We start from the raw sequence: 23,543 nt of genomic DNA, 5'->3' as shown, positions 1-23,543 counted from the left end.
AAGGAGGTGACGCTGCACCTCCTCATAAACAGTGATAGTTACGCCAGCTGGCGCAGCATCCGCCGCAGCGGTTCAGCGGCTCCCCACAGCAGCTGATCGCCGACGGTGAAGGCGGAGAGGTACTCCGGTCCCATGTTGAGCTTACGCAGACGGCCAACCGGGGTAGTCAGGGTGCCGGTCACCGCCGCCGGGGTCAGCTCGCGCATGGTGATCTCGCGATCGTTCGGTACTACTTTGGCCCACTGATTGTGTGCCGCCAGCAGGGACTCAACGGTCGGGATAGAGACATCTTTCTTCAGCTTGATGGTAAAGGCCTGGCTATGGCAGCGCAGCGCGCCCACGCGCACGCAGAGGCCATCTACCGGAATAACCAGGTCGGTATTGAGGATCTTGTTGGTCTCAGCCTGGCCTTTCCACTCTTCACGGCTCTGGCCGTTATCAAGCTGTTTATCAATCCACGGGATCAGGCTGCCCGCCAGCGGTACGCCGAAGTTGTCTACCGGCAGCTCGCCGCTGCGGGAGAGGGTCGTGACCTTACGTTCAATATCGAGGATAGCCGAGGCCGGATCCGCCAGCTCGCCCGCAACGTGGCTGTGCAGCTGGCCCATCTGCGCCAGCAGCTCACGCATATGGCGCGCGCCGCCACCGGAGGCCGCCTGGTAGGTCGCAACCGAGACCCAATCCACCAGATTCTCAGCAAACAGGCCGCCCAGCGACATCAGCATCAGGCTGACGGTACAGTTGCCGCCCACAAAGGTTTTCACGCCATTGTTCAGGCCCTGGGTAATGACCTCCTGGTTGACCGGATCGAGAATGATGATGGCGTCATCTTTCATGCGCAGCGAAGAGGCTGCGTCGATCCAGTAGCCCTGCCAGCCGCTTTCACGAAGCTTTGGATAGATTTCATTGGTATAATCGCCGCCCTGGCAGGTGACAATAATGTCGAGTGCCTTCAGCGCCTCCAGGTCAAATGCGTCCTGAAGCGTGCCCGCCGCGCCTGTACCGAACGTCGGGGCTGGCTGGCCAAGCTGGGACGTAGAGAAGAAGACAGGGCGAATGGCATCGAAGTCGCACTCTTCTACCATGCGTTGCATGAGTACAGAGCCGACCATACCGCGCCAGCCGATAAAACCAACATTTTTCATAGCGTATTTCCTGCAGAGGTGTGTGCTGTTTGAGCAATCCAGATCTTTTTACTGGTATACCGCACACATTACAAAATGCAGCTAAAGTCGCAAGTGAAATTAATCAATGATAGTGTCGCCGTCAGAAATAGCGCTTATCAGCGGCCGTTTATGGCGATCCTCAGGGAAAAGAAGAATGAATGATATCCTCTCCATCGCGGTGCTGTTGATCCTGATTATGGATCCGCTTGGCAACCTGCCTATCTTTATGTCAGTGCTGAAGCACACCGAGCCGAAGCGCCGCCGGGCGATTATGATCCGCGAGCTGCTGATTGCCCTGCTGCTGATGCTGATTTTTCTTTTCGCCGGCGAGAAGATCCTTTCATTCCTTAACCTGCGCGCCGAGACCGTCTCTATTTCCGGCGGCATCATCCTCTTTTTAATCGCCATTAAGATGATCTTCCCCAGCCCCGAGGGCGGCAGCTACGGTATGCCCGCCGGTGAAGAGCCGTTTATCGTACCGCTGGCGATCCCGCTGGTGGCCGGCCCCACCCTGCTCGCCACGCTGATGCTGCTGTCACACCAGTATCCGAATCAGATGGGGCATCTGGTGATCGCCCTGATGCTGGCGTGGGGCGGCACGGTGGCCATTCTTCTGCAGTCGACGCTGTTCTTACGCCTGCTCGGTGAGAAAGGGGTTAACGCGCTTGAGCGCCTGATGGGGCTGGTGCTGGTGATGCTGGCAACCCAGATGTTCCTGGACGGCATTCGGGTGTGGATGAAGGGGTAGGCTTTACGTTTCGCGATAAAAAAACAACCCCGGGACCATTTAAATGATTCCGGGGTCGGTATCCTTTCGCCTGATATCGAAGAACTGGCACCACTGCAAGGTGGGAGAAGAACTATCGATTAGCTACGTGAGTGAGTATATAACGCTCATTTACATGTATCAAGTGCTCATCTGACACATCGGTAGCGCGTAAGGCTCACTATTAGAAGTGAGTTCTGTATAACAGTATGTCTATCCACCCTGGTTTAAAATAGCGCTAAACAAACAATTTTAAGATTATAATGCCAGAAAATTACGATTACTCGGAACCTGCAAGACTTCTAAGCCGCATCCGTCTCAGCAGCTACAAAACGTCACTAGCAACGCAAACTGACGCTCAACTTTTCGGGGCATATTGTTGGAATCTCGCTATTGTAGGGGCATTCTATCCTCTTATACAGCTAGTTGAAGTGGCTTTACGAAATGCTCTCCACCATGTGGCATATGCTAAGTATGCAGCCACTGAGGGAGACTATTGGTTTAACCTCATTCCCGCCAGACAGCAACAAGATGACACCGGCAGGCTAGTCGTCGCCGAACAAACTCGTAAGTTTCAAGAGAGCATCAAAAATGCAAAAAGAAACGCCAAAAAGAATCTTGAAAACAAAGGAGTTGTGGAGCCTAAGCCAACGGTTGATCAAATCATTTCGCAATGCGATTTTGCGACATGGGAGTATCTTCTGGACAAGCATTTTTATGATGGTTCCGATAAAAACTACCTGTGGCCGCATGAGCTAACGAAAGTGTTTCGCAAACTGCCGAAGGTTCAGGAAACTAAAAATGTTATGTTTCACCAGCGAGATGCGTTGCGTCGACGCATCGAGGCAGTGCGTTCTTTCAGAAATCGAATTTCCCATAATGAACCAGCATGGATGTTAAATAGCGTCAGAAATAAAGAAGAGGTCGTTGATAATCTTCTGGAAAAACTCGATTACATAATGGAGTTGATTTACTGGATATCGCCTAAATTTAAAAAATACGTTATTGATATCGGTATTGATTCCCGCATTCGTCAAATACTTAGTATTAGAGAATTAGAGCGACACATGCATTCGTATAAACGCTATGATGTTGATAACATTCAGCAAATGTATGACTTACTGTCTGCTGCTAATGCTAACAACCATCGATGCTATCTCACTATTAAAGGAAACCCTGGCGTTTTATACCCATCTACTTCTACGCTTCTTCAATAAAAACGGGGCTTCTATATAGAAGCCCCGTTTTATGAGTCACTTAGACAATTTTAGCTCAGCAGCGAGAAGGCAATCATCCCAACAATCGCACCCGTGGTGCCAAGGATAGTCTCCATCATCGTCCACGTCTTCAGCGTCTGTCCTTCGGTTGCGCCGGTAAACTTACCGAACAGCCAGAAGCCAGCGTCGTTGACGTGGCTGACCACGATAGAGCCGCCCGCGATGCAGATCGACAGTGCGGCCATCTGCGCGCCGGAGAAGTGCAGCTGCTCAATCACCGGCATGACCAGACCCACCGCGGTCAGACAGGCCACCGTTGCCGACCCCTGAATAATACGCACCGCCGCAGCCAGCACGAAGCAGGTGATGGCAATGGGCAGGCCCATGCCGGTCAACGCTTCGCCCAGTGCCGGACCGACGCCGGAATCCACCAGCACCTGCTTAAAGACGCCGCCCGCACCGATCACCAGCAGAATAATGCCCGCTGGCTGAAGCGCCGTGCCGCAGATCGCCATCACTTTATCTTTCTCCATGCCCTGACGATACGCCAGGCCATAGATGGCCACCAGGCACGCCACCAGGATGGCGGTAAACGGATGGCCGATAAACTCCAACCACTCGTAGAGCGTAGAGCCCTGCTCAACGAAGCGGGCAGCGATAGTTTTCAGACCTACCAGCACCAGCGGCAGCAGGATCAGCGCCAGGCTGAAGCCGAACGACGGCATCTTGCCTTCGCCGAGATGCGGCTCGCTGATGTCATCCGGAATATGCAGCTCAACGTAACGGCTGATAAAGTTGCCCCACAGCGGACCGGCAATCAGCATGCCCGGAATCGCTGCGCAGAGGCCAATGAGGATCATCCAGCCAAAGTCGGCGTGCATCTGGGATGCCAGCAGCATGGGCGCGGGCCCCGGCAGCAGGAAGGCCGCCGCCGCCGCAACCCCGGCAAAGAGCGGAATGACCAGCTTGACCAGGTTAGTGCCGGTGTGGCGCGCCATCGAGAACGCGACGCTGATGAGCAGCACGATCGCGACCTCAAAGAAGAGCGGCAGCGCGCAGATCAACCCTGCAAGGCCAATGGCGTAGTGCGCCCGACTGTGACCGAAGGATTTCAGCATCTTGACCGCGATCTGATCTACTGCGCCGGTCTCATGCAGAATTTTTCCGAACATCGCCCCCAGCGCGACCACAATCGCGAGGAAGCCCAGCGTGCCGCCCATGCCTTTTTCCATGGTTTTGGCAATGGCGTCGAGCGGCATTCCGGAAAACAGCCCTGCTCCAATAGAGACCACCATTAAAGCAATGAAAGCGTGAAGACGTGCCTTCATCACTAAAAACAGCAGCAGCAAAACCGAGCCGACCGCTGTCAAAACAAGCGTTAAAGTACCCACTGTACTGCCTTAATCTTTTTATTTATTAATCACATCAATAGTGCTGGCCACCACGCCGTTCAGCGGCTGGTCGATATCCACAATCAATACGTCGCGCTCGTCCGCGCCCGGCTCTTCCAGCGCTTCAAACTGGGTCACCAGCATCTGCGTTTTGAAGAAGTGGCCTTTACGCGCCTTCAGACGAGTTTCGATCACGTCGAAATCACCCTTCAGATAGATAAAGGAGAGGTTCGGGTTGCCGTCGCGCAGCAGATCGCGATAGCGCTTTTTCAGCGCCGAGCAGACGATCAGCGACACTTTGTTGGTACGCTGCATGGCAAAGGCGGCATCGTTCAGCGCCTGCAGCCAGGGTTTGCGGTCGTCATCGTTCAGCGGCTCGCCAGCGGCCATTTTGGTGATGTTACTGCGCGGATGCAGGAAGTCGCCGTCCAGGAACGCGGCGTGAAGCTGATAAGCCACTTCGCTGGCAACGGCAGATTTACCACTGCCGGATACGCCCATCAGGACATAGACGTGGTGATCGTGATTAGTCGTGCTCAAAGGTCGCTCCCACAGAGACAAAAGGTAGATTGTTACGGGTAACAGTTATCGGTAACATTTTCCTGCCGGGGCTGATGAGAAGCAATAACCGGCGGCCTCAGAAGTGAATAAGTGTGAGCTACTTCAAATTTGTCAGACTAAATAGATCCACCCGGTGACAAAGTGAAACCTAAATCTAACATTTTTGGCGTCACTACCTCACCGCGAATGCGTGCCAGCAGGCGCTCTGCGCCAATACGGCCCATGCGTTCACGCGGCGTCAGCACGCTTGCCAGCCGTGGCTCCATCACCTGGCCGATATCATGGCCGTGGAAACCGGCAATCGCGATATCATCCGGAATTTTCAACCCTAAACGCTGGCACTCAAAGGCCGCACCTACCGCGAGATCATCGTTGGTACAGAAGATACCGTTGAGCTGCGGATACTCGCGGCGCGCCTGGCGCATCAGCTCAATGCCGGATGAGTAAGAGGAGGACTGCTCCACCATCACGCTGTACGGCGTCAGGCCCGCATCACGCATCGCCTGCTCATACCCCTGCTGTTTGATAATAGTACGTTCGTCCAGACGTGCACCCAGATAGGCGACGTGACGATGGCCGCGCGCAACGATCGCGGCGGTCATCTGCCGGGCGGCCTCAAAGTTATCAAAGCCCACGGCGATATCGAGGCACGGCGAACGGCTGTCCATCAGCTCTACTACCGGAATGCCCGCGACCTCGATCATTTTCAGCGTGCGCGGAGTATGGCTGCGTTCGGTCAGGATCAGACCGTCGATATTCCACGACAGCATCGACTCCAGCCGCTCCTCCTCCATTTCGGGCTTGTAGCCGTAGTGGGCCAGCATGGTCTGGTAGCCATAGGCATCGGTGACGCTTTCGATTCCGCGCAGCACTTCGGCGAAAACCTGGTTGGTCAGAGAGGGCAGCAGCACGCCGATAGCGCGGCTGGTGGCGTTGGAGAGAATGTCAGGTGCGCGATTAGGAATGTAGCCCAGCTCATCCAGCACCGCTGCAATTTTGCCACGCAATGCTACGGAGACTTGCTCCGGGTTGCGTAAAAAACGGCTGACGGTCATTTTGGTCACGCCAACGCGATCTGCAACGTCCTGAAGTACGGGTCTTTTCTTTTTCATCGTCCTGAGCGGGGTAAACGGGAAAACATTGTTTTAGTTTACCACGACGCAGACGCAACCTCGCCGCTGATAAGGAGAGGTTGCGCACTTTATTTAACACATCATACCGGCGGCAGGTCGAACAGCAGGATTTCACTGTCGCTGTCAGCGTGAATCGACAGGGCCTGCTCGTCCCAGATAGCCAGACCGTCGGCGGTGGTGGCGGTAGTCCCGTTGATAGAGACGCTACCCTTCACGACCTGGATCCAGACTTTACGCCCGGCGGCAATCTGATAATCCCCCTGCTCGTCTTTCTGCAGCGGCCAGCGAGAAAGCTCCATATCCTGGTTCACCTTCAGCGAGCCGTCCCGGGCATCCGGGGAGAGCACCAGCTGGCGACCCTGCGCGGCGTCAAAGCGGCGCTGCTCGTAGCGCGGCGTGATGCCGGTTTTTTCTGGAATGATCCAGATTTGATACAGATGCAGACGTTCGGTTTCGCTCGGGTTGTACTCAGAGTGACGTACCCCGGTCCCGGCGCTCATGATCTGGAACTCACCGGCAGGCACCTGCTCTTTGTTACCCATGCTGTCCTGATGCTCAACCGCCCCTTCCAGCACGTAGGTCAGGATCTCCATATCTTTATGGGGATGGGTACCGAAGCCCTGGCCCGCGTCGATCACGTCGTCGTTAATGACGCGCAGCGCAGAGAAGCCCATGAAATTCGCATCGTAGTAGTTGGCAAAAGAGAAGGTATGCCATGAATCTAACCAGCCATGATTCGCGTGACCACGTTCGTTTGCTTTGCGTAAGAAAATCATTTTTTCACCCCCGTCTGTTTTCGATGGAGTAAGTGTGTACTCGATCGGCCCAGGATGATAGAGGGTGAAAATTGACTCCTCTGTTCAAAAATTATGAACAACTTGTTAACCAGCAAAAATCCTTATTTTTCGAGGGTTACCGTGGCAGGTGCCGCCTGCTCAAACCCGCGTTCGAGGATCTCAAGGTTGGTTAACACCTCAGATTCCTTGACGTAGTTTTCCGCCCCTTTTGTCAGGGTAGCGTAGAGGGCATCGTAGACGCGGCCATAGTCGCCTGGCTCCGGCTGCCACTCTTCGCGCACGGTCTCTCCTTCATCGTTGAGGTACGCCAGCGTAGCTACGCTGTCGTCAGCGGCAAATCCCGGTTCGCCGGGCATGATATTGGCCTTCAGGCTAGTCTCCTGCTGGTCGATGCCGTACTTGATAAACGAGCCGCGCGTGCCGTGGATGATAAATTTCGGGTAGTCGATTTTGACGAAGTGGCTGGTCTTCACAATCGCCTTCAGATCGCCGTAGAAGAGCTGCGCCTCAAAGGTGTCGTCCGGGTTGGCCTTGTTGCGCAGGCTGCGGATGTCATAGGAGACATGATCCGGTCGGCCAAACAGAGAGATGATCTGATCCAGCGTATGCACGCCCAGGCCAAAGAACATGCCGTCCTGCGGCAGGCCCGGTTTGGTCTCTGCTATCGGGCGGAAGTAGTCGATATGGCTCTCGATTTCGACGATCTCACCCAGCTTGCCGCTCTCAATGGCTTTTTTCGCCGTCAGGAAGCAGCTATCAAAGCGACGGTTCTGGTATGGGGTAACGGTGAGACCTTTGCTTTTCGCCAGCTCGAACAGAGTAATGGCCTCAGCCATCGAAGGAGTAAAGGGTTTTTCTACCAGTACGTTTTTACCCGCTTCCAGGGCGCGTTTAGCGTACTCAAAGTGGCTGTCGGCGTGGGTACAGACGATCACCAGCTTCACCTGCGGATCGTTGAGCACCTCATCGAGATCGCTGGTGAAATGGATGTGCTGATACTGAGGATACTGCTCTTCCGGCTTGGGATGGCGGCGGAAGATATGCGCCACGTGCCAGCTCGCTTTGCGGTTGAGAACGTAGGGAAGATGGTAGCGGGTGGTGCTTTTACCAAAGCCAATAAATGCGCAGTGCAGAGTCATGGATCAGTCCTTTTGTTAAATCACTGTCCATAACCATAGCGCAAAGTTGAGCCCGGCAACACGCCCGATGGCGCTGCGCTTATCGGGCCTACAACACCCGCAATGAACCCTCAACCGTCGGCGTCGCAGCCAGTTTGTTCACGGCAAGCGCGCAACAACCGGAGCGTACTTAATGTACGTGAGGATTGTGAGCACTTCCCGAGGACAAAATGGCAAGTAAGCCAGGTTGATACACACGCAAAAAAAAAGCCAGCATAGGCTGGCTAAACAATACTGGAAGCAATGTGAGCAATGTCGTGCTTTCAGGTTCACCGTAGCATCCCCTGAACGCATCGCAATAATAATCATTATCATTCGCACTTGTCCAATACTTTTTGCAAAAAATGGCAGTTGACGGAAATTTTAAATTCCCTGATGTTGGAGAGGAGAGTTAACTAACTGAGGATAGAGGAAAATGAGTGAGATAGTGATACGCCACGTCGAAGCCAGCGATGCCGAGCCATTACGCCTGATGTCAGCGCAGCCGGAGATGTATCACCATCTACTACAGCTACCCTACCCTTCACAAGAGCTTTGGCAGGAGCGGGTTAAGCCCCAGCCCGGACGTCGCATGCTAGTCGCCACCCTTGATGGGGAAGTGGCCGGGCATATCGGCATCAGCGTGGAGCAGAATCCGCGCCGCAGCCACGCGGCACAGTTTGGCCTTGCCGTTTCGCCCGCCTTTCGCCAGCGGGGCGTCGCCAGCGCCCTGATGAAGGCGATGATTGATGTTTGCGAGAACTGGCTGCGCATCGAGCGGATTGAACTGTCGGTATACGCTGACAACGAAGCCGCTATCGCGCTCTACCGCAAGCATGGCTTTGAGATTGAGGGCACTGCCAGGAAGTACGCTCTGCGCAACGGCGAGCTGGTGGACTCCTACTTTATGGCACGGATGAAATAAGCAACTGCCCGGTGGCGCTGCGCCACCGGGCAAACAGATCAATACCCTGCGGTTAAATCATCCACCGAGCGCGGATCCGACGCACCGTACAGCGCCCCATCCTCGCCCACCATAATGCTCTGGGTGCTGCCCATCGCCTCCTTCAGCGCCACTTTCTGCCCCTTCTGCTCCAGCATTTTCAGCGTATCCGGGCTAAAGCCCTTCTCCACGCGCAGCTCGTCCGGCAACCACTGGTGGTGGAAGCGCGGTGCGTTGGTCGCTTCGGCAACGTTCATCTTAAAATCGATGCTGTTGACGACCATTTGCAGCACGGTCGTGATAATACGGCTGCCGCCCGGACTGCCGGTTACCAGCCAGGTTTTACCGTCTTTAGCGACGATGGTTGGCGACATCGATGAAAGCGGGCGCTTGTTTGGCCCGACGGCGTTGGCATCACCGCCTACCAGCCCATAGACGTTTGGCACGCCCGGCTTGGCCGAGAAGTCGTCCATCTCGTTGTTAAGCAGAATACCGGTGTTACCCGCCACGATCCCTGAGCCAAAGGTGGTGTTCAGCGTGTAGGTCACCGCCACCGCATTACCCTCTTTATCCACCACCGAGAAGTGGGTGGTCTGATTACTCTCATAAGGCTCCAGCTTGCCGGGGCGGATCTGGCTCGACGGCTTCGCCTTGTTGATGTCGATCTGCTGAGCAATGGATTTGGCATACTCTTTACTGGTCAACGCCTGCCACGGCACTTTGACAAAGTCCGGATCGCCAAGGTACTCCGAGCGGTCGGCGTAGGCGTACTTCTCCGCCTCGGCCATCACCTGCATCGCGTCCGCGCTGCCAAAGCCATATTTCGCCAGATCGAAGTTTTCGAGAATATTGAGGATCTGCACGATGTGGATCCCGCCTGACGAGGGCGGCGGCATGGAAAAGACCTGGTAGCCACGGTAGTCGCCGCTGATGGGCGTACGCTCTACCGCCCGATAGGCCGCCAGATCCTCTTTGGTAATCAGCCCCCCGTTCTTGCTCATCTCCTGGGCAATCTGATCGGCAATGGCCCCCTTGTAGAACGCATCCGGCCCCAGCTCGGCAATCATCTCCAGACTCTTCGCCAGATTAGCCTGTACCAGCTTGTCGCCCTTCTTCAGCGGCTCACCGTTTTTCCAGAAGATCGCTTTGCTGTTGTCATGATTGGGTAGCACTTCGCTGCCGTAGGTTTTTAGATCCTCCGCCAGCGCATCGTTAACCGTAAAGCCCTGCCGGGCCAGCTTAATAGCGGGCTGTACCACTTTGTTAAGCGGCAGCGTGCCGTACTTCTCCAACGCCAATGAGAAGCCCGCCACCGTGCCGGGGGTACCGGTCGCCAGATGGGAGGTCAGGGATTTTTTACTGTCGGGATTGCCCTGGTCGTCGAGGAACATATCCCGGCTGGCCTGGGCGGGTGCCATCTCGCGGAAGTCGATGGCGGTGGTGTTGCCGTCTTTGGTTCGTAGCAGCATAAACCCGCCGCCGCCGAGGTTCCCGGCCTGCGGATGGGTCACCGCCAGCGCATAGCCCACTGCCACGGCGGCATCTACCGCATTACCCCCCTGCTTCAAAATATCAACACCCACGCGGGTCGCGGCGGCATCCACTGACGCCACCATCCCCTGCTGCTCGCGCACCGGGTGGAAGGTATCGGCTTCAACGCCGTAGGAGACAGGGGGCGCTTCCGGCTGCGGCGCGGCGGCCACACCAAAACAGCTTCCGGCGACCAGCGCCGCAATAGCGGCCCAGCGCGCAAACTTAGGCTTACTCATCATTATTCTCCAGGAAAAATGGCTGATATTGCTGCTTAATCCTGGTTCACAACGCTAAAAAACGCACAGTCTTAGCGCTAAGCAAGTAAACTTAAATAATCCACCTACAGGAGGAAATAACGATGAAATACCTCTTATCTCTGGCGATGTTGCTGCCGCTTAGCGTTTTCGCGCAGCCGATTAATACCATCAATAACCCGAACCAGCCGGGGTATCAAATCCCCAGCCAGCAGCGGATGCAGACTCAAATGCTGAACCAGCAAAGCCAGCAGAAAGGCATGCTGAATCAGCAGCTTCAGACTCAAACGCGCATGCAGCAGCAGCACCTGGAGTCGCAGATCAATAACAACTCCCAGCGCATGCTGGACTCGCAGATCAATAATAACTCCCAGCGCATGCTGGATTCGCAGATCAACAATAACGCCCAGTACATGCTCGAGTCACAGCAGGGTATGCGGGATAATAGCCGCGAGCAGATGTTGCCCAATACAAGCGGCAGCATGCTGCACCCGTCCGGCACGCCGCAGCCCAACATCCCTCTGAAGACGATGAGTCCTTAAGGCTGAAAGTCCGGGCCAATAGTGTCGATGCGATCGGTACAGATGCAGTCCACGCCCCAGCGCAGCAGCTCCGCCGCCCGCCGGGGCTGGTTAACGGTATAGACCAGGATATGCAGTCCAGACGCTTTGATCTCCGCCGTTCGCTGCTCATCCAGCAGCGTGTGGTTGAGGTGCAGCGAGACGCAGCCGAGTCGCTCCGTCAGCTCGCGCCAGTCGTTGCGCCACGCGTCCAGTAGCAGACCGCGTGGCAGCTCCGGCACCGCCTGCTGGGCCGCCTCCAGGGCATCAATCTCAAATGACGAGAGCAGCGGCGGGGTCATGCCCTGCCAGAGATCGCGCGCTGCCAGCGCCACCGTTTTGCCCGTCAACGTCCCGGTTCCAGTGGTGGGCTTGATCTCAATGTTGGCCATCATGCCGTGCTGGCGGCAGCGATCCGCCACCTGTGAGAGCAGCGGCAGCGGCTCGCCCTTGAACTCGCCGCTAAACCAGCTTCCCGCATCCACCTTCAGCAGATCGCTCCACGCCAAATCCCCCGCCACGCCCCAGCCGTTGCTGGTGCGCTCCAGGTTATCGTCATGCAGCAGGAAGATCTCCCCGTCGCGAGAGAGCTTGACGTCAAACTCGATCATGGTGTGACCGAGGCGCGCGCCGGTATCGATGCCCGCCAGGGTATTCTCCGGGGCCAGCTTGCCGCCGCCGCGATGGGCGACGACTGCGGGATAAGGCCAGTGACTCATATTCGTTGTCCTGTTTCACCGTCAAAAAGGTGCAGGTGGCTCTCGGGCATGTTCAGCCACAGCGTGCTGCCCGGGGCCGGGCGATCGTGATGCGGCAACCGCACCACCAGCTTCTGCTCACCCCAGCGACCATGGGCCAGGTTATCCGCCCCCAGCATCTCCAGGGTATCCATCACCAACGGGATGCCGCCTGCGGACTGTGAGCTTAGCGTAATATGCTCCGGGCGGATACCCAACGTCATTTTGCGCCCGGCGTAGCCGCGGTAGAACCAGTTAATGGGCAGAGCCATACCGCTCTCCAGCTCAAAGTGATCCCCAGAGATGCTGATGCGTCCCTCCAGCAGGTTCATCGCCGGGCTGCCGATAAAGCTCGCGACGAAGCGGCTGGCGGGCTTCTCATAGACCTCAACCGGCGTGCCGATCTGCTCCGCCACGCCCTTGTTCATCACCATCACCCGCTGCGCCAGGGTCATCGCCTCCACCTGATCGTGGGTGACGTAGAGCGACGTGGTCTTCAGGCGGCGGTGCAGCTGCTGTAGCTCGAGGCGCATCTGGACGCGCAGCTTGGCGTCGAGGTTGGAGAGCGGCTCATCAAAGAGGAAAACGGCGGGATCGCGGACGATCGCCCGGCCCATCGCCACGCGCTGACGCTGTCCGCCGGAGAGTTCGCGCGGACGACGCTTCAGCAGGTTATCCAGCTCCAGAATGCGCGCCGCCTCTTTGACCCGCTCGGCGATGTGCGCCTTGCTCATACCACGAATTTTCAGTCCCCACGCCATGTTCTCCTCCACGCTCATATGCGGATAGAGAGCATAGTTCTGGAACACCATGGCGATGCCGCGCTCTTTCGGCTCCATCTCGGTCACCCGCCGGCGATCGATCCAGACGTCACCGCTGGTGACCCGCTCAAGCCCGGCCACCATTCGCAGCAGGGTCGATTTGCCACAGCCGGAGGGGCCGACCATCACAATAAATTCACCGTCTGACACGTCCAGGGTCAGGGGTTGGATCACCTGAGTCTTGCCGCCGTCCCAGCTTTTGCTTACTGCCTGTAGTTTTAATCCAGCCATGTTTTTTTTATTTCTCACTGTCAACTAAACCACGCACGAACGCACGCTGCATGGCTAATACGATAACGACGGGGGGAATCAGGGTCAGCAGCATTGCCGCCATCACCTGGTTCCACTGGGTGGTGCCCTCCCCGGTAGCAATCATCCCTTTGATCCCCGCCACGGCGGTGCCCAGGTTGACGTCGCTGACGATCAGCAGCGGCCACAGGTACTGGTTCCAGCCGTAGATAAAGGTGATGACAAACAGCGCCGCAAGGTTGGTTTTCGAGAGCGGCAGCACGATGTCGCGGAAAAAGCGCATCGGCGACGCGCCATCAATGCGCGCAGCCTCGATCAGCTCGTCCGGCAGGGTCATAAAGAACTGGCGAAACAGGAAGGTCGCGGTGGCCGAGGCCATCAGGGGTAGCGTCAGGCCGGTGTAGCTGTCGAGCATCTTCAGGTTGGCGATCACCTCGACCGTCGGGAAGATACGGACTTCTACCGGCAGCATCAGGGTGATAAAGATCATCCAGAAGAAGAGATTGCGCAGCGGGAAGCGGAACCAGACGATGGCGAAGGCGGAGAGCATCGATACCGCAATTTTCCCTACCGTAATGCTGAAAGCCATGATGAAGCTGTTGAGCAGCATCAGCCAGAACGGCGCGCTGTTGGCTCCCACGCCCTGTAGCCAGATGGTCTTCATGTTATCCAGCAGGTGGCTACCGGGGATCAGGGTCATCGGCGTCTCAAACACCGCCCGGTTGTCCAGCGTGGCCGCCACAAAGGCGACGTAGAGCGGGAAAAGAATGGCGGTGATGCCGAGGATCAGCATCACATGGCTGAAGATCGTCAGCCCGCGTCGGTTTTCAATCATTGATAGCGCACCTTACTCTCGACGTAGCGGAACTGGACCACCGTCAGGATAATCACCAGCAGCATGAGCACCACCGACTGGGCGGCAGAGGCAGAGAGATCCAGCCCGGCAAAGCCTTCCCGATAGATTTTGTAGATCAGCGTGGTGGTGGCCTGCACCGGCCCACCGGCGGTGGCGGCGTCGATCACCGGGAAGGTGTCGAAGAAGGCATACACCAGGTTAACCACCAGCAGGAAGAAGCTAACGGGGGCGATCAGCGGTAGTGAGAGCTGGAAGAAGCGACGCACCGGCCCGGCGCCGTCAATGGCGGCGGCCTCCACCAGCGAGCGGGGAATCGACTGCAGCGCGGCGAAGAAGAAGAGGAAGTTGTAGCTGATCTGCTTCCATACCGAGGCGAAGACCACTAAAAACATCGCCTGGCCGCTATTCTGGGCGTGGTTCCAGCTATAGCCAATCTGCTCCAGAGCGTGGGTAATCAGCCCGCGCCCTGGGTTGAAGAGGAAAATCCACAGCACGGCGGCAATAGCAGGGGCTACGGCGTAAGGCAGCAGCATCAGCGTCTGATAGAAGCGGCTGCCGCGCACCACGTAGTCCACCAGCGCAGCAAAAAAGAGCGAGGCCAGCAGGCCAGAGAAGGTTACCAGCGCGCTGAACTTTATCGTCGTCCAGAAGGAGTCCAGATAGTAGCTGTCATGCAGCAGCGCCATAAAGTTGTCCAGCCCGACAAACTGGCTGGAGAGACCGAACGGATCAACGCTCTGCACCGAGTACCACAGCGCTTCACCCGCGGGCCAGATAAAAAAGATAACGGTAATAATCAGCTGCGGCGCGACCAGCGCATAGGGAAGCCAGCGCGAGCGAAATACCGGACGGGATGATGACATAGGGCGTTTTATTCCTGAGAAAACGCCGGGTGGCGCTACGCTTACCCGGCCTACGGATTGCGGCAACTTTTACGATTTGGTGGACTGCTCGAAGCGGCGCAGCAGCTGGTTACCACGCTCTACCGCGCTGTCCAGCGCCTGCTGTGGGGTTTTCTTGCCGGTCCAGACCGACTCCAGCTCTTCATCCACGATGGTGCGGATCTGCGGCATGTTGCCGAGGCGCAGCCCCTTAGTGAACGGCAACGGCGGCTTGTTCAGCATCTGGCGGGTCGCGATATCCGCGCCTGGGTTCTTGTCGTAGAAGCCCTGCTCGCGGGTCAGATCGTAAGCGGCAGTGGTGATCGGCAGGTAGCCGGTCTTCTGATGCCACTCGGCAGCGTTTTCCGGTTTCGCCAGGAACTCAAGGAATTGGGCGACGCCGGTGTAGGTCGGCTTATCTTTGCCCTGCATGACCCACAGGCTGGCTCCGCCGATGATGGCGTTCTGCGGCGCGCCTTTCACGTCGGCGTCGTACGGCATCATGCCTACGCCGTAGTTAAACTTGGCGTACTGACGGATATCCGCCAGCGAACCGGAGGAAGCGGTAGTGATCGCGCAGTCGCCGTTATAGAACTTCTCGGTAGACTCGTCCTTGCGCCCGAAGTAGCTAAAGTCGCCCTTCTTGTTGAGGTCGGCAAGCATCGCGATGTGCTTGACCTGCTCCGGCTTGTTGAACTCCAGCACGGCGTCGGTGCCGTCAAAGCCGTTGTTTTTGGTAGCGACCGGCAGACCGTGCCAGGCGCTGAAGTTTTCGATCTGGATCCAGCCCTGCCAGCCGCTGGCGTAGCCGCACTTCATACCGGCTGCTTTCAGCTTCGCGGTGTAGGCGGCGAGGTCCTGCCAGGTTTTCGGCGGTTGCTCTGGATCTAAGCCCGCTTTTTTGAAGGCGTCTTTGTTGTAGTAGAGCACCGGGGTGGAGCTGTTAAACGGCTGGGAGAGCAGATGGCCTGATTTCGCATCAGTGTAGTAGCCGGAGACGGTCGGCACAAACTGCGACTCGTCAAACTTGATGCCCGCATCGCTGAACACTTCATACACCGGCTTAATGGCTTTCGAGGCCATCATGGTCGCGGTGCCGACTTCATAGACCTGCAAAATGGCAGGGGCGTTACCGGTACGGAAGGCGGCAATCCCGGCGCTCAGGCTCTGCTCGTAGTTGCCTTTGTAGACCGGCACAATTTTGTAATCCGGATGGGTGTCATTGAAACGCTGCGCCAGGGAGTCTACTTCTTTGCCCAGTTGCCCTTCCATCGAATGCCAGAACGGAATGGTGGTCACTGCCATAGCCTGACCTGCAAACGCCAGACCTAACGCTAATCCTAAAGCTGTATGTCGTAACGATGTCATTCGGTTATCTCTCTTGTTGTGCCGGATGCGCGATATCACGCTTTTCGTGCTCGCGAAGTAACATGACACGCTCAAATGACAGAAAAATAACCGTTTGTTTACAGAAAGATGACAGGAATATGTAGGCCCGGCAAGCAGAGCGCCGCCGGGCGTAGGAGACGAATCAACCGCCTAAATAGGCGCTGCGCACCGCTTCGTTAGCCAACAGTGCGTCACCGGTATCGGACAGCACCACGCGACCGTTCTCCAGCACGTAGCCGCGATCGGCGAGCTTCAGCGCCTGGTTGGCGTTCTGCTCTACGAGGAAGATGGTCATCCCCTCTTTACGCAGCTGTTCGATGGTGTCAAAGATCTGCTGGATGATGATCGGCGCAAGACCGAGAGACGGCTCATCGAGCAGCAGCAGACGCGGCTGGCTCATCAGCGCCCGGCCAATGGCTAGCATCTGCTGCTCACCGCCGGACATGGTTCCAGCCCGCTGGATGCGACGCTCGTGCAGGCGCGGGAACAGCTCGTAGACCCACTTGATGCGGGTATGGAACTGGTCGCGATCGGCAAAGAAGCCGCCCATCGCCAGGTTCTCCTCTACCGTCATGCGGGAGAAGACGCGCCGCCCTTCCGGCACAATCGCCACCGCCTCGCGCATGATCTTAGCGGTCTGCCAGTCGGTAATATCCTTACCGTCAAAGACAATACGCCCGCTGCTGGCGCGCGGATCGCCGCACAGGGTGCCGAGCAGGGTGGTTTTACCCGCGCCGTTGGCACCGATCAGGGTGACGATTTCGCCCTGGTTGATATGCAGGCTAACGTCGTGCAGCGCCTGGATTTTGCCGTAGTGGGCGCTGACCTGGTCAAAAGATAACATCACGTTTTCCATGTTACGCGTCACCACCATTATGCTTCACCTAAATAGGCGCGGATCACGTCCGGGTTGTTACGAATCTGCTCCGGCGTGCCGTTTGCCAGCGGCGTACCCTGGTTTACCACGTAGATACGGTCGGAGATACCCATCACCAGCTTCATATCGTGCTCAATCAGCAGGATGGTGGTGTTGTGATGGTTACGTAGCTCAACGATCAGCTCGTCCAGCTCTTTGGTCTCTTTCGGGTTCAGCCCGGCCGCCGGTTCGTCCAGCATCAGGATCTCCGGCTGGGTCACCATGCAGCGGGCGATCTCCAGACGGCGCTGGTCGCCATAGGCCAGGTTGCTGGCCTGACGGTTAGCGTGGGCCAGCAGGCCGATGCGGTCCAGCCATGTCGCGGCGCGATCCAGGGCCTCGCTCTGGGCGCGGCGGAAAGCGGGAGTCTTCAGCAGGCCGGAGAAGAGGCCAGTCTTAAGCTGCTGATGCTGAGCGACCAGCAGGTTCTCTATCACCGTCATCTCACGGAACAGACGCACATGCTGGAACGTACGCACCACGCCCATGCGGGCGATCTGCTGCCCCGGCAGCCCTTCCAGGTGCTGGTCACGCAGCATGATGGTGCCGCCGGTGGGCTTATAGAAGCCGGTCAGGCAGTTGAACACCGTGGTTTTCCCCGCGCCGTTCGGCCCAATCAGGGAGACAATCTCCTGCGGACGCAGCTCCAGCGCGACGTTGTTTACCGCCAGCAGCCCGCCGAAGCGCATCATCAGGCCGTTAACGGACAGTAATGGCTCACTCATGCCTGCTCTCCTTTCACTTGCCCGTTTTTCAGTTTCAACTGCGGACGGGTCATCGGCAGCAAGCCTTCAGGACGCCAAATCATCATCAGTACCATCAAACCACCCAGCATTAACATGCTGTACTCATTGAAATCACGCATCAGCTCACGGGAGACCACCAGCAGGATCGCCGCGAGAATAACCGCGAACTGCGAGCCCATCCCACCCAGTACCACAATCGCCAGTACAAAGGCGGACTCGGCAAAGGTAAAGGATTCCGGGCTAACGAAGCCCTGACGAGCGGCAAACAGCGTACCGGCAAAGCCCGCAAACCCGGCGCTGATGGTAAAGGCGGTCAGCTTGATGCGGGTCGGATTGAGGCCCAGCGAGCGGCAGGCGATCTCATCCTCACGCAGCGCTTCCCACGCGCGGCCCAGCGGCATGCGCAGCAGGCGGTTAATCACGAACAGGGTAAATACTACCAGCAGCAGCGCCACCAGGTAGAGGAAGACCACGCGGTCGCTGGGATCGTATTTCACGCCGAAGAAGTTGCTGAAGGTATCCCAGCCGCCTTCGCGGGCGGTACGGCTAAACTCAAGGCCAAACAGCGTGGGTTTCGGGATCTGGCTAATGCCGTTCGGGCCGCCGGTCACCTCGGTGTTGTTGAGCAGCAGAATACGCACGATCTCACCGAAGCCGAGGGTCACGATCGCCAGATAGTCACCGCGCAGGCGCAGCACCGGGAAGCCCAGCAGGAATCCCGCCGCGGCCGAGACCAGCCCCGCCAGCGGCAGGCAGGTCCAGAAGCCAAGACCGTAGTAGTGGTTCAGCAGCGCAAAGGTGTAGGCACCGATGGCGTAGAAACCGCCGTAGCCCAGCACCAGCAGGCCGGACAGACCCACCACCACGTTCAGCCCGAGACCGAGGATAATGTAGATCATGGTCAGGGTGGCAATATCCACCGTGCCGCGGGAAACCACAAACGGCCACGCCACGGCGGCGACCAGCAGAGCCACGAGGAACAGCTTCTGTTTGACCGTCGAACCGTCAATGGCGGGCAGGATGAACTTCGGCCCGGAGACGTTCTTCAGCCCTTTCTGCATCATGGGACGCAGGAGCTGGAAGAGAAAGACTACCGCGGTGCCGATTAAGACCCACTGCCAGCGGATATCTGCCGCGCTGCCGACCACCAGCCTGGTGCCGTCGAGGCTGAGCTGGACGCCCATAAAGACGCCGGCCAGCACAAAGAAGAGCGCAGCGGAGAGCAGCGCCATCGCAAAATGCATCGGTTTCATACTTTTTCAACCTCCGGGCGGCCCAGGATACCGGTTGGCATCACCAACAGCACCAGGATCAGCAGCGCAAACGACACCACATCTTTATATTCGGTACTCAGATACGCGGAGGAGAGCGATTCGGCCACGCCGAGGATCAGGCCGCCAATCATCGCGCCGGGAATACTGCCGATCCCGCCCAGCACCGCGGCGGTAAAGGCCTTCATCCCCGCCATAAAGCCGATGTAGGGGTTGATTACGCCGTAGAACTGGCCGAGCAGAACGCCCGCCACGGCGGCCATCGCCGCACCAATCACAAAGGTGAGCGCAATGACGCGGTCGGTGTTGATCCCCAGCAGGCTGGCCATCTTCAGATCTTCCGCGCAGGCGCGGCAGGCGCGGCCCATGCGGGAGTAGCGGATGAACAGAGTCAGCGCCAGCATGGCAACGAAGGTGACAATCCAGATCACCAGCTGCATGGTGGTGATCGAGGCGGCGAAATTCTCGCTGCTGCCGATAGTCCACTGGCCGTTGAAGAGACTCGGCAGAGCCACGTCACGCGAGCCTTCGGTCAGGCTGACGTAGTTTTGCAGGAAGATGGACATCCCGATGGCGGAGATCAGCGCGATCAGGCGCTTGGATTTACGCACCGGGCGATAGGCCACCCGTTCGATACTCCAGCCGTAGGCGCTGGCGATAACAATCGCGCCAACGAATCCGGCAGCGACCAGCAGCCAGCTGCTGTCGATGCCCATCATCATCAGGGCGGCAATAATCATAAAGGAGACATAGCTGCCGATCATGTAGACCTCGCCGTGGGCGAAGTTGATCATGCCGATAATGCCGTAGACCATGGTGTAACCGATGGCGATGAGCGCATAGGTGCTTCCCAGCGTCACGCCGTTAAACATCTGCTGCAGGAAGTAGAGAAACTGCTCGGACATAACGTAACCTTTCTAAACTCGCCCGGCTGAGCGGGCGATTGAGATTTACTTAGCTACCGAAGACGAACCATCGGCATGCCATTCAAAGACACCGAACTCAAATCCCTTCAGATCGCCTTTTTCATCCCAGTTCAGCGGCCCAATCACGGTATTTGCCCCGTGAGATTTTAAATCTGTGGCGAGTGCCAGCGGATCGGCGCTGCCGGACCGCTCAAGCGCCGTCGCCAGCGACTGCACAGCGGCGTAGGTGATCCAGACGTAAGGGCCTAAAGGATCTTTCTTTTCCGCCTTAAGCGCCTCTACGATAGCGCCGTTAGCCGGATCCTGGTCATAGCGTTTTGGCATCGTGACCAGCATCCCCTCGCCTGCACTACCCGCGATATTGGAGAGTGACGCATTGCCTACCCCTTCCGGCCCCATAAACTGGGTCTTCAGGCCGTTGGCTCGCGCCTGGCGCAGCATCTGCCCCATCTCCGGGTAGTAGCCGCCGTAGTAGACGAAGTCGATATTCTCTTTCTGCAGTCGGGAGATCAGCGCCGAGAAGTCTTTCTCACCAGCGGTGATACCGTCGAAGAAGACAACGTTCGCGTTGCCCTTTTTCAGGCCATCCTGCACGGAGCGGGCCAGACCTTCGCCGTACTGCTGTTTGTCATGAATGATGGCGATACGCTGCGGTTTCACCTTCTCAAGAATGTATTTCGCTGCGGTTGGCCCCTGCGACGAGTCCAGCCCGGCGGTGCGCATAATGGTTTTGTAGCCGCGTGCGGTCAGCTCCGGGTTAGTTGCGCCTGGAGAGATCATCAGAATGCCTTCGTCTTCATAAATATCCGACGCGGGCTGGGTTGATGATGAGCAGAGGTGGCCGATCACATATTGAATACCGTCATTAACGATTTTATTCGCTACCGCCACGGCCTGTTTTGGATCGCAGGCGTCGTCATACTCCACGGCAACCAGCTTGTCGCCCTTAATGCCGCCTTTGGCGTTGATATCTTTGATAGCCTGGCGTGCACCGTTGAACTCCATGTCTCCCCACTGAGCGACCGGCCCGGACATTGCACCCACTACGGCAACTTTAATATCGGCAGCCGACGCGCTATATGACACCGCCAGTGCAATCGCGCCCGCGATCAACGTCTTCGCGTTCCTTCTCATAACCTGAAATCCCCATTACCGTCGTGATGTGTATATATTTTGTTTTATTATGGTTAAAAAGCATTCTGTACTTTTATTAAACAACGCTATTTTTACCAGCATGCTTAATGGTTTAGCGCAGTTTTTACCGTAAAACCTGAGTAAATACTCTATTTTTCAGGCTATTAAGCAGAGATAATATTCTGTATTTATGCAGAGATAAACAAAAAAAAGCGCGCCCATCAGCATAAAATAATGGGACAAAGAGCGGAATAAATCACTACTCATTAGATAAAAAAACTGCCTGTTTTTCGATCCCTGATGTTTAAAACTGCTTCAGCGGCTGCGCTAAAAGTATTCACCTGATCCACGTGATTAAAAAGTGAAAGCGTCTGGCTAATGAAATTGAGTACACTGCTGCCATCTTTTGAGATTTGGACCCGCAGTGAATGAAACTGACTATTATCCGTTTAGACACGTTTAGCGACCAGGATCGCATTGATTTAGCTAAAATTTGGCCGGAGTACTCCGCATCGTCGTTAAACGTTGACGATACGCACCAGATCTACGCCGCCCGCTTTAATGAGCGACTGCTGGCGGCAGTGCGCGTGACCCTTAGCGGCAGCGAGGGGGCGCTGGATTCTCTGCGCGTACGGGACGTAACGCGCCGTCGTGGCGTGGGGCAGTACCTGATTGAAGAGGCGATGGCGCGCAATCCGCAGGTGACCCGCTGGTGGATAGCAGACGTCGGCGTCGAGGACCGCAGCATCATGGCAGCCTTTACCCAGGCGCTGGGCTTTCGCCCGCAGCAGGACGGCTGGGAAAAGCGGCTGTAGCAGCCATAAAAAAGCCCGGTGGCGCTTGCGCTTACCGGGCCTACATGGTTTAAGTGACGTAGGCCGGGCAAGGCGTTAGCCGCCGCCCGGCGTATACATCAACTATTTGGCATCCGTGGCGGTGCCGTTCGCATGCCAGGTAAACACGCCGAACTCGAAGCCTTTCAGGTCGCCCTTCTCATCCCATGTCAGCGGACCCATTACGGTTTCCACGGAGTTGGCTTTCAGCCAGGTGGCGATTTCCGCCGGTTCGTCGGACTGATTCAGGCCAGCCTGCAGCGATTGCAGCGCGGCATAGGTGGTCCACACGAACGCGCCGCTCGGATCCTGTTTCTTCGCCTTGATCGCATCCACAATCGGTTTGTTAGCCGGAACCTGATCGTAGTTCTTCGGCTTGGTCACCAGCATGCCTTCAGCGGATTCGCCAGCGATGTTAGAGAGCGATACGTTCGCTACCCCTTCTGGGCCCATAAACTGGGTTTTCAGGCCGGCAGCACGGGCCTGACGCAGGATCTGGCCCATCTCCGGGTGGTAGCCGCCGTAGTAGACGAAGTCGATGTTCTCTTTCTTCAGACGCGCCACCAGCGTGGAGAAGTCTTTCTCACCGGCGGTGATACCGTCAAAGAACACCACGTTGGCGTTGCCTTTCTTCAGGTTATCCTGCACGGCGCGGGCCAGGCCCTCACCATACTGCTGTTTATCGTGAACGATGGCGATACGCTGCGGTTTCACCTTTTCCAGAATGTATTTCGCGGCGGTCGGGCCCTGATCGGAGTCGAGACCGGTGGTGCGCAGCACCAGTTTATAACCACGCGCGGTCAGCTCCGGAGCGGTTGCCGCCGGGGTGATCATCAAAATGCCTTCGTCTTCATAGATATCAGAAGCCGGCTGCGTGGAGGAGGAGCAGAGGTGACCGATAACATATTTGATGCCATCGTTAATCACTTTGTTCGCCACCGCAACGGCCTGTTTCGGGTCACAGGCGTCATCGTATTTTACAATTTGCAGTTTTTCGCCTTTGATCCCGCCTTTCGCATTAATGTCTGCAACGGCTTGTTCCGCGCCGGTAAACTCCTGATCGCCGTACTGCGCAACCGGACCGGACATCGCGCCCACCACGGCCACTTTAATGTCTGCCTGTGCCATGGTGCTGAATGCCAACGCAATACATCCTGCCAGTAACGCTTTACCCTTCATTTTCATCCTGAGATTCCCCATTGTTCTGGTTGTAACGTTTTTTGTGATGTTGTTTTATGGCGCTTTATTTCATATATGCGTCTGCTGTGCGCGCCTTTTCAGCACACTCTGCTAAAACATACCCCAT

Annotated in this window: 23 protein-coding genes; 5 read left to right on the top strand and 18 right to left on the bottom strand. The window is 56.9% G+C overall.

Annotated elements, in window-relative coordinates; all coding sequences use genetic code 11:
• Positions 1 to 38 precede the first annotated feature (38 nt).
• Positions 39 to 1,145, bottom strand: coding sequence for an aspartate-semialdehyde dehydrogenase (gene asd / locus RTP97_RS09050; protein ID WP_312412808.1), 1,107 nt, complete (start codon positions 1,143 to 1,145; stop codon positions 39 to 41).
• A 175-nt stretch (positions 1,146 to 1,320) separates the two neighbouring features.
• Here asd and RTP97_RS09045 point away from each other — a divergent pair, with 175 nt between their 5' ends.
• Together RTP97_RS09045 and RTP97_RS09040 are read left to right on the top strand one after the other, a co-directional pair.
• A complete protein-coding gene (locus tag RTP97_RS09045) occupies positions 1,321 to 1,914 on the top strand; it encodes a YhgN family NAAT transporter (RefSeq protein WP_042393172.1) in 594 nt (197 codons plus the stop codon).
• Between the two features lie 281 nt (positions 1,915 to 2,195).
• A complete protein-coding gene (locus RTP97_RS09040) occupies positions 2,196 to 3,149 on the top strand; it encodes an Abi family protein (protein ID WP_312412806.1) in 954 nt (317 codons plus the stop codon).
• A gap of 50 nt (positions 3,150 to 3,199) precedes the next feature.
• Here RTP97_RS09040 and gntU read toward each other — a convergent pair whose 3' ends face one another.
• The 5 genes from gntU to RTP97_RS09015 all read right to left on the bottom strand — a co-directional run bounded on the left by gntU (position 3,200) and on the right by RTP97_RS09015 (position 8,170).
• Entirely contained in the window at positions 3,200 to 4,540 is a 1,341-nt protein-coding gene (gene gntU / locus RTP97_RS09035) for a gluconate transporter (RefSeq protein ID WP_312211860.1), read from the bottom strand.
• A gap of 18 nt (positions 4,541 to 4,558) precedes the next feature.
• On the bottom strand, positions 4,559 to 5,080 hold the full coding sequence (gene gntK, locus RTP97_RS09030) for a gluconokinase (protein ID WP_312211859.1): 522 nt from the start codon (positions 5,078 to 5,080) through the stop codon (positions 4,559 to 4,561).
• A 137-nt stretch (positions 5,081 to 5,217) separates the two neighbouring features.
• Positions 5,218 to 6,213, bottom strand: a complete 996-nt coding sequence (gene gntR / locus RTP97_RS09025; protein WP_312211858.1) for a gluconate operon transcriptional repressor GntR — start codon at positions 6,211 to 6,213, stop codon at positions 5,218 to 5,220.
• Positions 6,214 to 6,314: 101 nt separating this feature from the next.
• Complete coding sequence (locus tag RTP97_RS09020; RefSeq protein WP_312412804.1) at positions 6,315 to 7,010, bottom strand: pirin family protein; 696 nt, start codon at positions 7,008 to 7,010, stop codon at positions 6,315 to 6,317.
• 122 nt (positions 7,011 to 7,132) lie between these two features.
• Positions 7,133 to 8,170, bottom strand: a complete 1,038-nt coding sequence (locus tag RTP97_RS09015; protein WP_312412801.1) for an oxidoreductase — start codon at positions 8,168 to 8,170, stop codon at positions 7,133 to 7,135.
• A 454-nt stretch (positions 8,171 to 8,624) separates the two neighbouring features.
• On the opposite strand from RTP97_RS09015, the gene yhhY reads away from it, so the two are divergent.
• Positions 8,625 to 9,113, top strand: a complete 489-nt coding sequence (yhhY, locus tag RTP97_RS09010; protein ID WP_312412799.1) for an N-acetyltransferase — start codon at positions 8,625 to 8,627, stop codon at positions 9,111 to 9,113.
• Positions 9,114 to 9,151: 38 nt separating this feature from the next.
• Here yhhY and ggt read toward each other — a convergent pair whose 3' ends face one another.
• Positions 9,152 to 10,900, bottom strand: coding sequence for a gamma-glutamyltransferase (gene ggt, locus RTP97_RS09005; protein WP_312412797.1), 1,749 nt, complete (start codon positions 10,898 to 10,900; stop codon positions 9,152 to 9,154).
• A gap of 122 nt (positions 10,901 to 11,022) precedes the next feature.
• Between ggt and RTP97_RS09000 the strand changes: the two genes are divergently transcribed.
• Positions 11,023 to 11,460, top strand: a complete 438-nt coding sequence (locus RTP97_RS09000) for a DUF2756 family protein (protein ID WP_312412794.1) — start codon at positions 11,023 to 11,025, stop codon at positions 11,458 to 11,460.
• Here RTP97_RS09000 and ugpQ read toward each other — a convergent pair.
• The 10 genes from ugpQ to livK form a co-directional block, all read right to left on the bottom strand.
• The gene (ugpQ, locus tag RTP97_RS08995; RefSeq protein ID WP_312412791.1) at positions 11,457 to 12,197 is read right to left on the bottom strand and encodes a glycerophosphodiester phosphodiesterase; all 741 of its coding nucleotides are present in this window, start codon (positions 12,195 to 12,197) and stop codon (positions 11,457 to 11,459) included. The two genes, RTP97_RS09000 and ugpQ, sit on opposite strands and share 4 nt — an antisense overlap.
• Positions 12,194 to 13,267: a sn-glycerol-3-phosphate import ATP-binding protein UgpC gene (locus tag RTP97_RS08990; protein WP_312412789.1), complete on the bottom strand. Its 1,074-nt coding sequence runs from the start codon at positions 13,265 to 13,267 to the stop codon at positions 12,194 to 12,196. Before RTP97_RS08990 ends, ugpQ begins: the two co-directional genes overlap by 4 nt.
• Before the next feature lie 7 nt (positions 13,268 to 13,274).
• On the bottom strand, positions 13,275 to 14,120 hold the full coding sequence (gene ugpE / locus RTP97_RS08985; RefSeq protein ID WP_312228043.1) for a sn-glycerol-3-phosphate ABC transporter permease UgpE: 846 nt from the start codon (positions 14,118 to 14,120) through the stop codon (positions 13,275 to 13,277).
• Entirely contained in the window at positions 14,117 to 15,004 is an 888-nt protein-coding gene (gene ugpA, locus RTP97_RS08980; protein ID WP_312211851.1) for a sn-glycerol-3-phosphate ABC transporter permease UgpA, read from the bottom strand. Before ugpA ends, ugpE begins: the two co-directional genes overlap by 4 nt.
• Before the next feature lie 69 nt (positions 15,005 to 15,073).
• Complete coding sequence (ugpB, locus tag RTP97_RS08975; RefSeq protein ID WP_042393197.1) at positions 15,074 to 16,390, bottom strand: sn-glycerol-3-phosphate ABC transporter substrate-binding protein UgpB; 1,317 nt, start codon at positions 16,388 to 16,390, stop codon at positions 15,074 to 15,076.
• A gap of 163 nt (positions 16,391 to 16,553) precedes the next feature.
• Positions 16,554 to 17,267: a high-affinity branched-chain amino acid ABC transporter ATP-binding protein LivF gene (gene livF / locus RTP97_RS08970; protein ID WP_312211850.1), complete on the bottom strand. Its 714-nt coding sequence runs from the start codon at positions 17,265 to 17,267 to the stop codon at positions 16,554 to 16,556.
• Positions 17,268 to 17,284: 17 nt separating this feature from the next.
• On the bottom strand, positions 17,285 to 18,052 hold the full coding sequence (gene livG, locus RTP97_RS08965; RefSeq protein ID WP_312412788.1) for a high-affinity branched-chain amino acid ABC transporter ATP-binding protein LivG: 768 nt from the start codon (positions 18,050 to 18,052) through the stop codon (positions 17,285 to 17,287).
• Entirely contained in the window at positions 18,049 to 19,326 is a 1,278-nt protein-coding gene (locus tag RTP97_RS08960) for a high-affinity branched-chain amino acid ABC transporter permease LivM (protein WP_312412786.1), read from the bottom strand. The genes livG and RTP97_RS08960 overlap by 4 nt, the downstream gene beginning before the upstream one ends.
• Positions 19,323 to 20,249: a high-affinity branched-chain amino acid ABC transporter permease LivH gene (livH, locus tag RTP97_RS08955; protein ID WP_312211847.1), complete on the bottom strand. Its 927-nt coding sequence runs from the start codon at positions 20,247 to 20,249 to the stop codon at positions 19,323 to 19,325. The genes RTP97_RS08960 and livH overlap by 4 nt, the downstream gene beginning before the upstream one ends.
• A gap of 45 nt (positions 20,250 to 20,294) precedes the next feature.
• Positions 20,295 to 21,404: a high-affinity branched-chain amino acid ABC transporter substrate-binding protein LivK gene (gene livK / locus RTP97_RS08950; RefSeq protein WP_312412785.1), complete on the bottom strand. Its 1,110-nt coding sequence runs from the start codon at positions 21,402 to 21,404 to the stop codon at positions 20,295 to 20,297.
• 428 nt (positions 21,405 to 21,832) lie between these two features.
• Between livK and panM the strand changes: the two genes are divergently transcribed.
• Positions 21,833 to 22,219, top strand: a complete 387-nt coding sequence (gene panM / locus RTP97_RS08945) for an aspartate 1-decarboxylase autocleavage activator PanM (protein ID WP_312412783.1) — start codon at positions 21,833 to 21,835, stop codon at positions 22,217 to 22,219.
• 102 nt (positions 22,220 to 22,321) lie between these two features.
• On the opposite strand, the gene livJ is transcribed toward panM, so the two are convergent.
• Complete coding sequence (gene livJ, locus RTP97_RS08940) at positions 22,322 to 23,422, bottom strand: branched chain amino acid ABC transporter substrate-binding protein LivJ (RefSeq protein WP_312412781.1); 1,101 nt, start codon at positions 23,420 to 23,422, stop codon at positions 22,322 to 22,324.
• Positions 23,423 to 23,543: the final 121 nt, after the last annotated feature.

This window comes from Pseudescherichia sp., assembly GCF_031998825.1.
Classification (GTDB): domain Bacteria; phylum Pseudomonadota; class Gammaproteobacteria; order Enterobacterales; family Enterobacteriaceae; genus Pseudescherichia.
The sequence above is the reverse complement of the archived record's forward strand: the minus strand, read 5'-3'. Positions and strand labels throughout refer to the sequence as shown.

Excerpts from the sequence above, each read along its gene's own strand:
- asd (WP_312412808.1), bottom strand. The coding sequence starts at position 1,145 with ATGAAAAATGTTGGTTTTATCGGCTGGCGCGGTATGGTCGGCTCTGTA.
- RTP97_RS09045 (WP_042393172.1), top strand. The coding sequence starts at position 1,321 with ATGAATGATATCCTCTCCATCGCGGTGCTGTTGATCCTGATTATGGAT.
- RTP97_RS09040 (WP_312412806.1), top strand. The coding sequence starts at position 2,196 with ATGCCAGAAAATTACGATTACTCGGAACCTGCAAGACTTCTAAGCCGC.
- gntR (WP_312211858.1), bottom strand. The coding sequence starts at position 6,213 with ATGAAAAAGAAAAGACCCGTACTTCAGGACGTTGCAGATCGCGTTGGC.
- RTP97_RS09020 (WP_312412804.1), bottom strand. The coding sequence starts at position 7,010 with ATGATTTTCTTACGCAAAGCAAACGAACGTGGTCACGCGAATCATGGC.
- RTP97_RS09015 (WP_312412801.1), bottom strand. The coding sequence starts at position 8,170 with ATGACTCTGCACTGCGCATTTATTGGCTTTGGTAAAAGCACCACCCGC.
- yhhY (WP_312412799.1), top strand. The coding sequence starts at position 8,625 with ATGAGTGAGATAGTGATACGCCACGTCGAAGCCAGCGATGCCGAGCCA.
- ggt (WP_312412797.1), bottom strand. The coding sequence starts at position 10,900 with ATGAGTAAGCCTAAGTTTGCGCGCTGGGCCGCTATTGCGGCGCTGGTC.
- RTP97_RS09000 (WP_312412794.1), top strand. The coding sequence starts at position 11,023 with ATGAAATACCTCTTATCTCTGGCGATGTTGCTGCCGCTTAGCGTTTTC.
- ugpQ (WP_312412791.1), bottom strand. The coding sequence starts at position 12,197 with ATGAGTCACTGGCCTTATCCCGCAGTCGTCGCCCATCGCGGCGGCGGC.
- RTP97_RS08990 (WP_312412789.1), bottom strand. The coding sequence starts at position 13,267 with ATGGCTGGATTAAAACTACAGGCAGTAAGCAAAAGCTGGGACGGCGGC.
- ugpE (WP_312228043.1), bottom strand. The coding sequence starts at position 14,120 with ATGATTGAAAACCGACGCGGGCTGACGATCTTCAGCCATGTGATGCTG.
- ugpA (WP_312211851.1), bottom strand. The coding sequence starts at position 15,004 with ATGTCATCATCCCGTCCGGTATTTCGCTCGCGCTGGCTTCCCTATGCG.
- ugpB (WP_042393197.1), bottom strand. The coding sequence starts at position 16,390 with ATGACATCGTTACGACATACAGCTTTAGGATTAGCGTTAGGTCTGGCG.
- livF (WP_312211850.1), bottom strand. The coding sequence starts at position 17,267 with ATGGAAAACGTGATGTTATCTTTTGACCAGGTCAGCGCCCACTACGGC.
- livG (WP_312412788.1), bottom strand. The coding sequence starts at position 18,052 with ATGAGTGAGCCATTACTGTCCGTTAACGGCCTGATGATGCGCTTCGGC.
- RTP97_RS08960 (WP_312412786.1), bottom strand. The coding sequence starts at position 19,326 with ATGAAACCGATGCATTTTGCGATGGCGCTGCTCTCCGCTGCGCTCTTC.
- livH (WP_312211847.1), bottom strand. The coding sequence starts at position 20,249 with ATGTCCGAGCAGTTTCTCTACTTCCTGCAGCAGATGTTTAACGGCGTG.
- livK (WP_312412785.1), bottom strand. The coding sequence starts at position 21,404 with ATGAGAAGGAACGCGAAGACGTTGATCGCGGGCGCGATTGCACTGGCG.
- panM (WP_312412783.1), top strand. The coding sequence starts at position 21,833 with ATGAAACTGACTATTATCCGTTTAGACACGTTTAGCGACCAGGATCGC.
- livJ (WP_312412781.1), bottom strand. The coding sequence starts at position 23,422 with ATGAAAATGAAGGGTAAAGCGTTACTGGCAGGATGTATTGCGTTGGCA.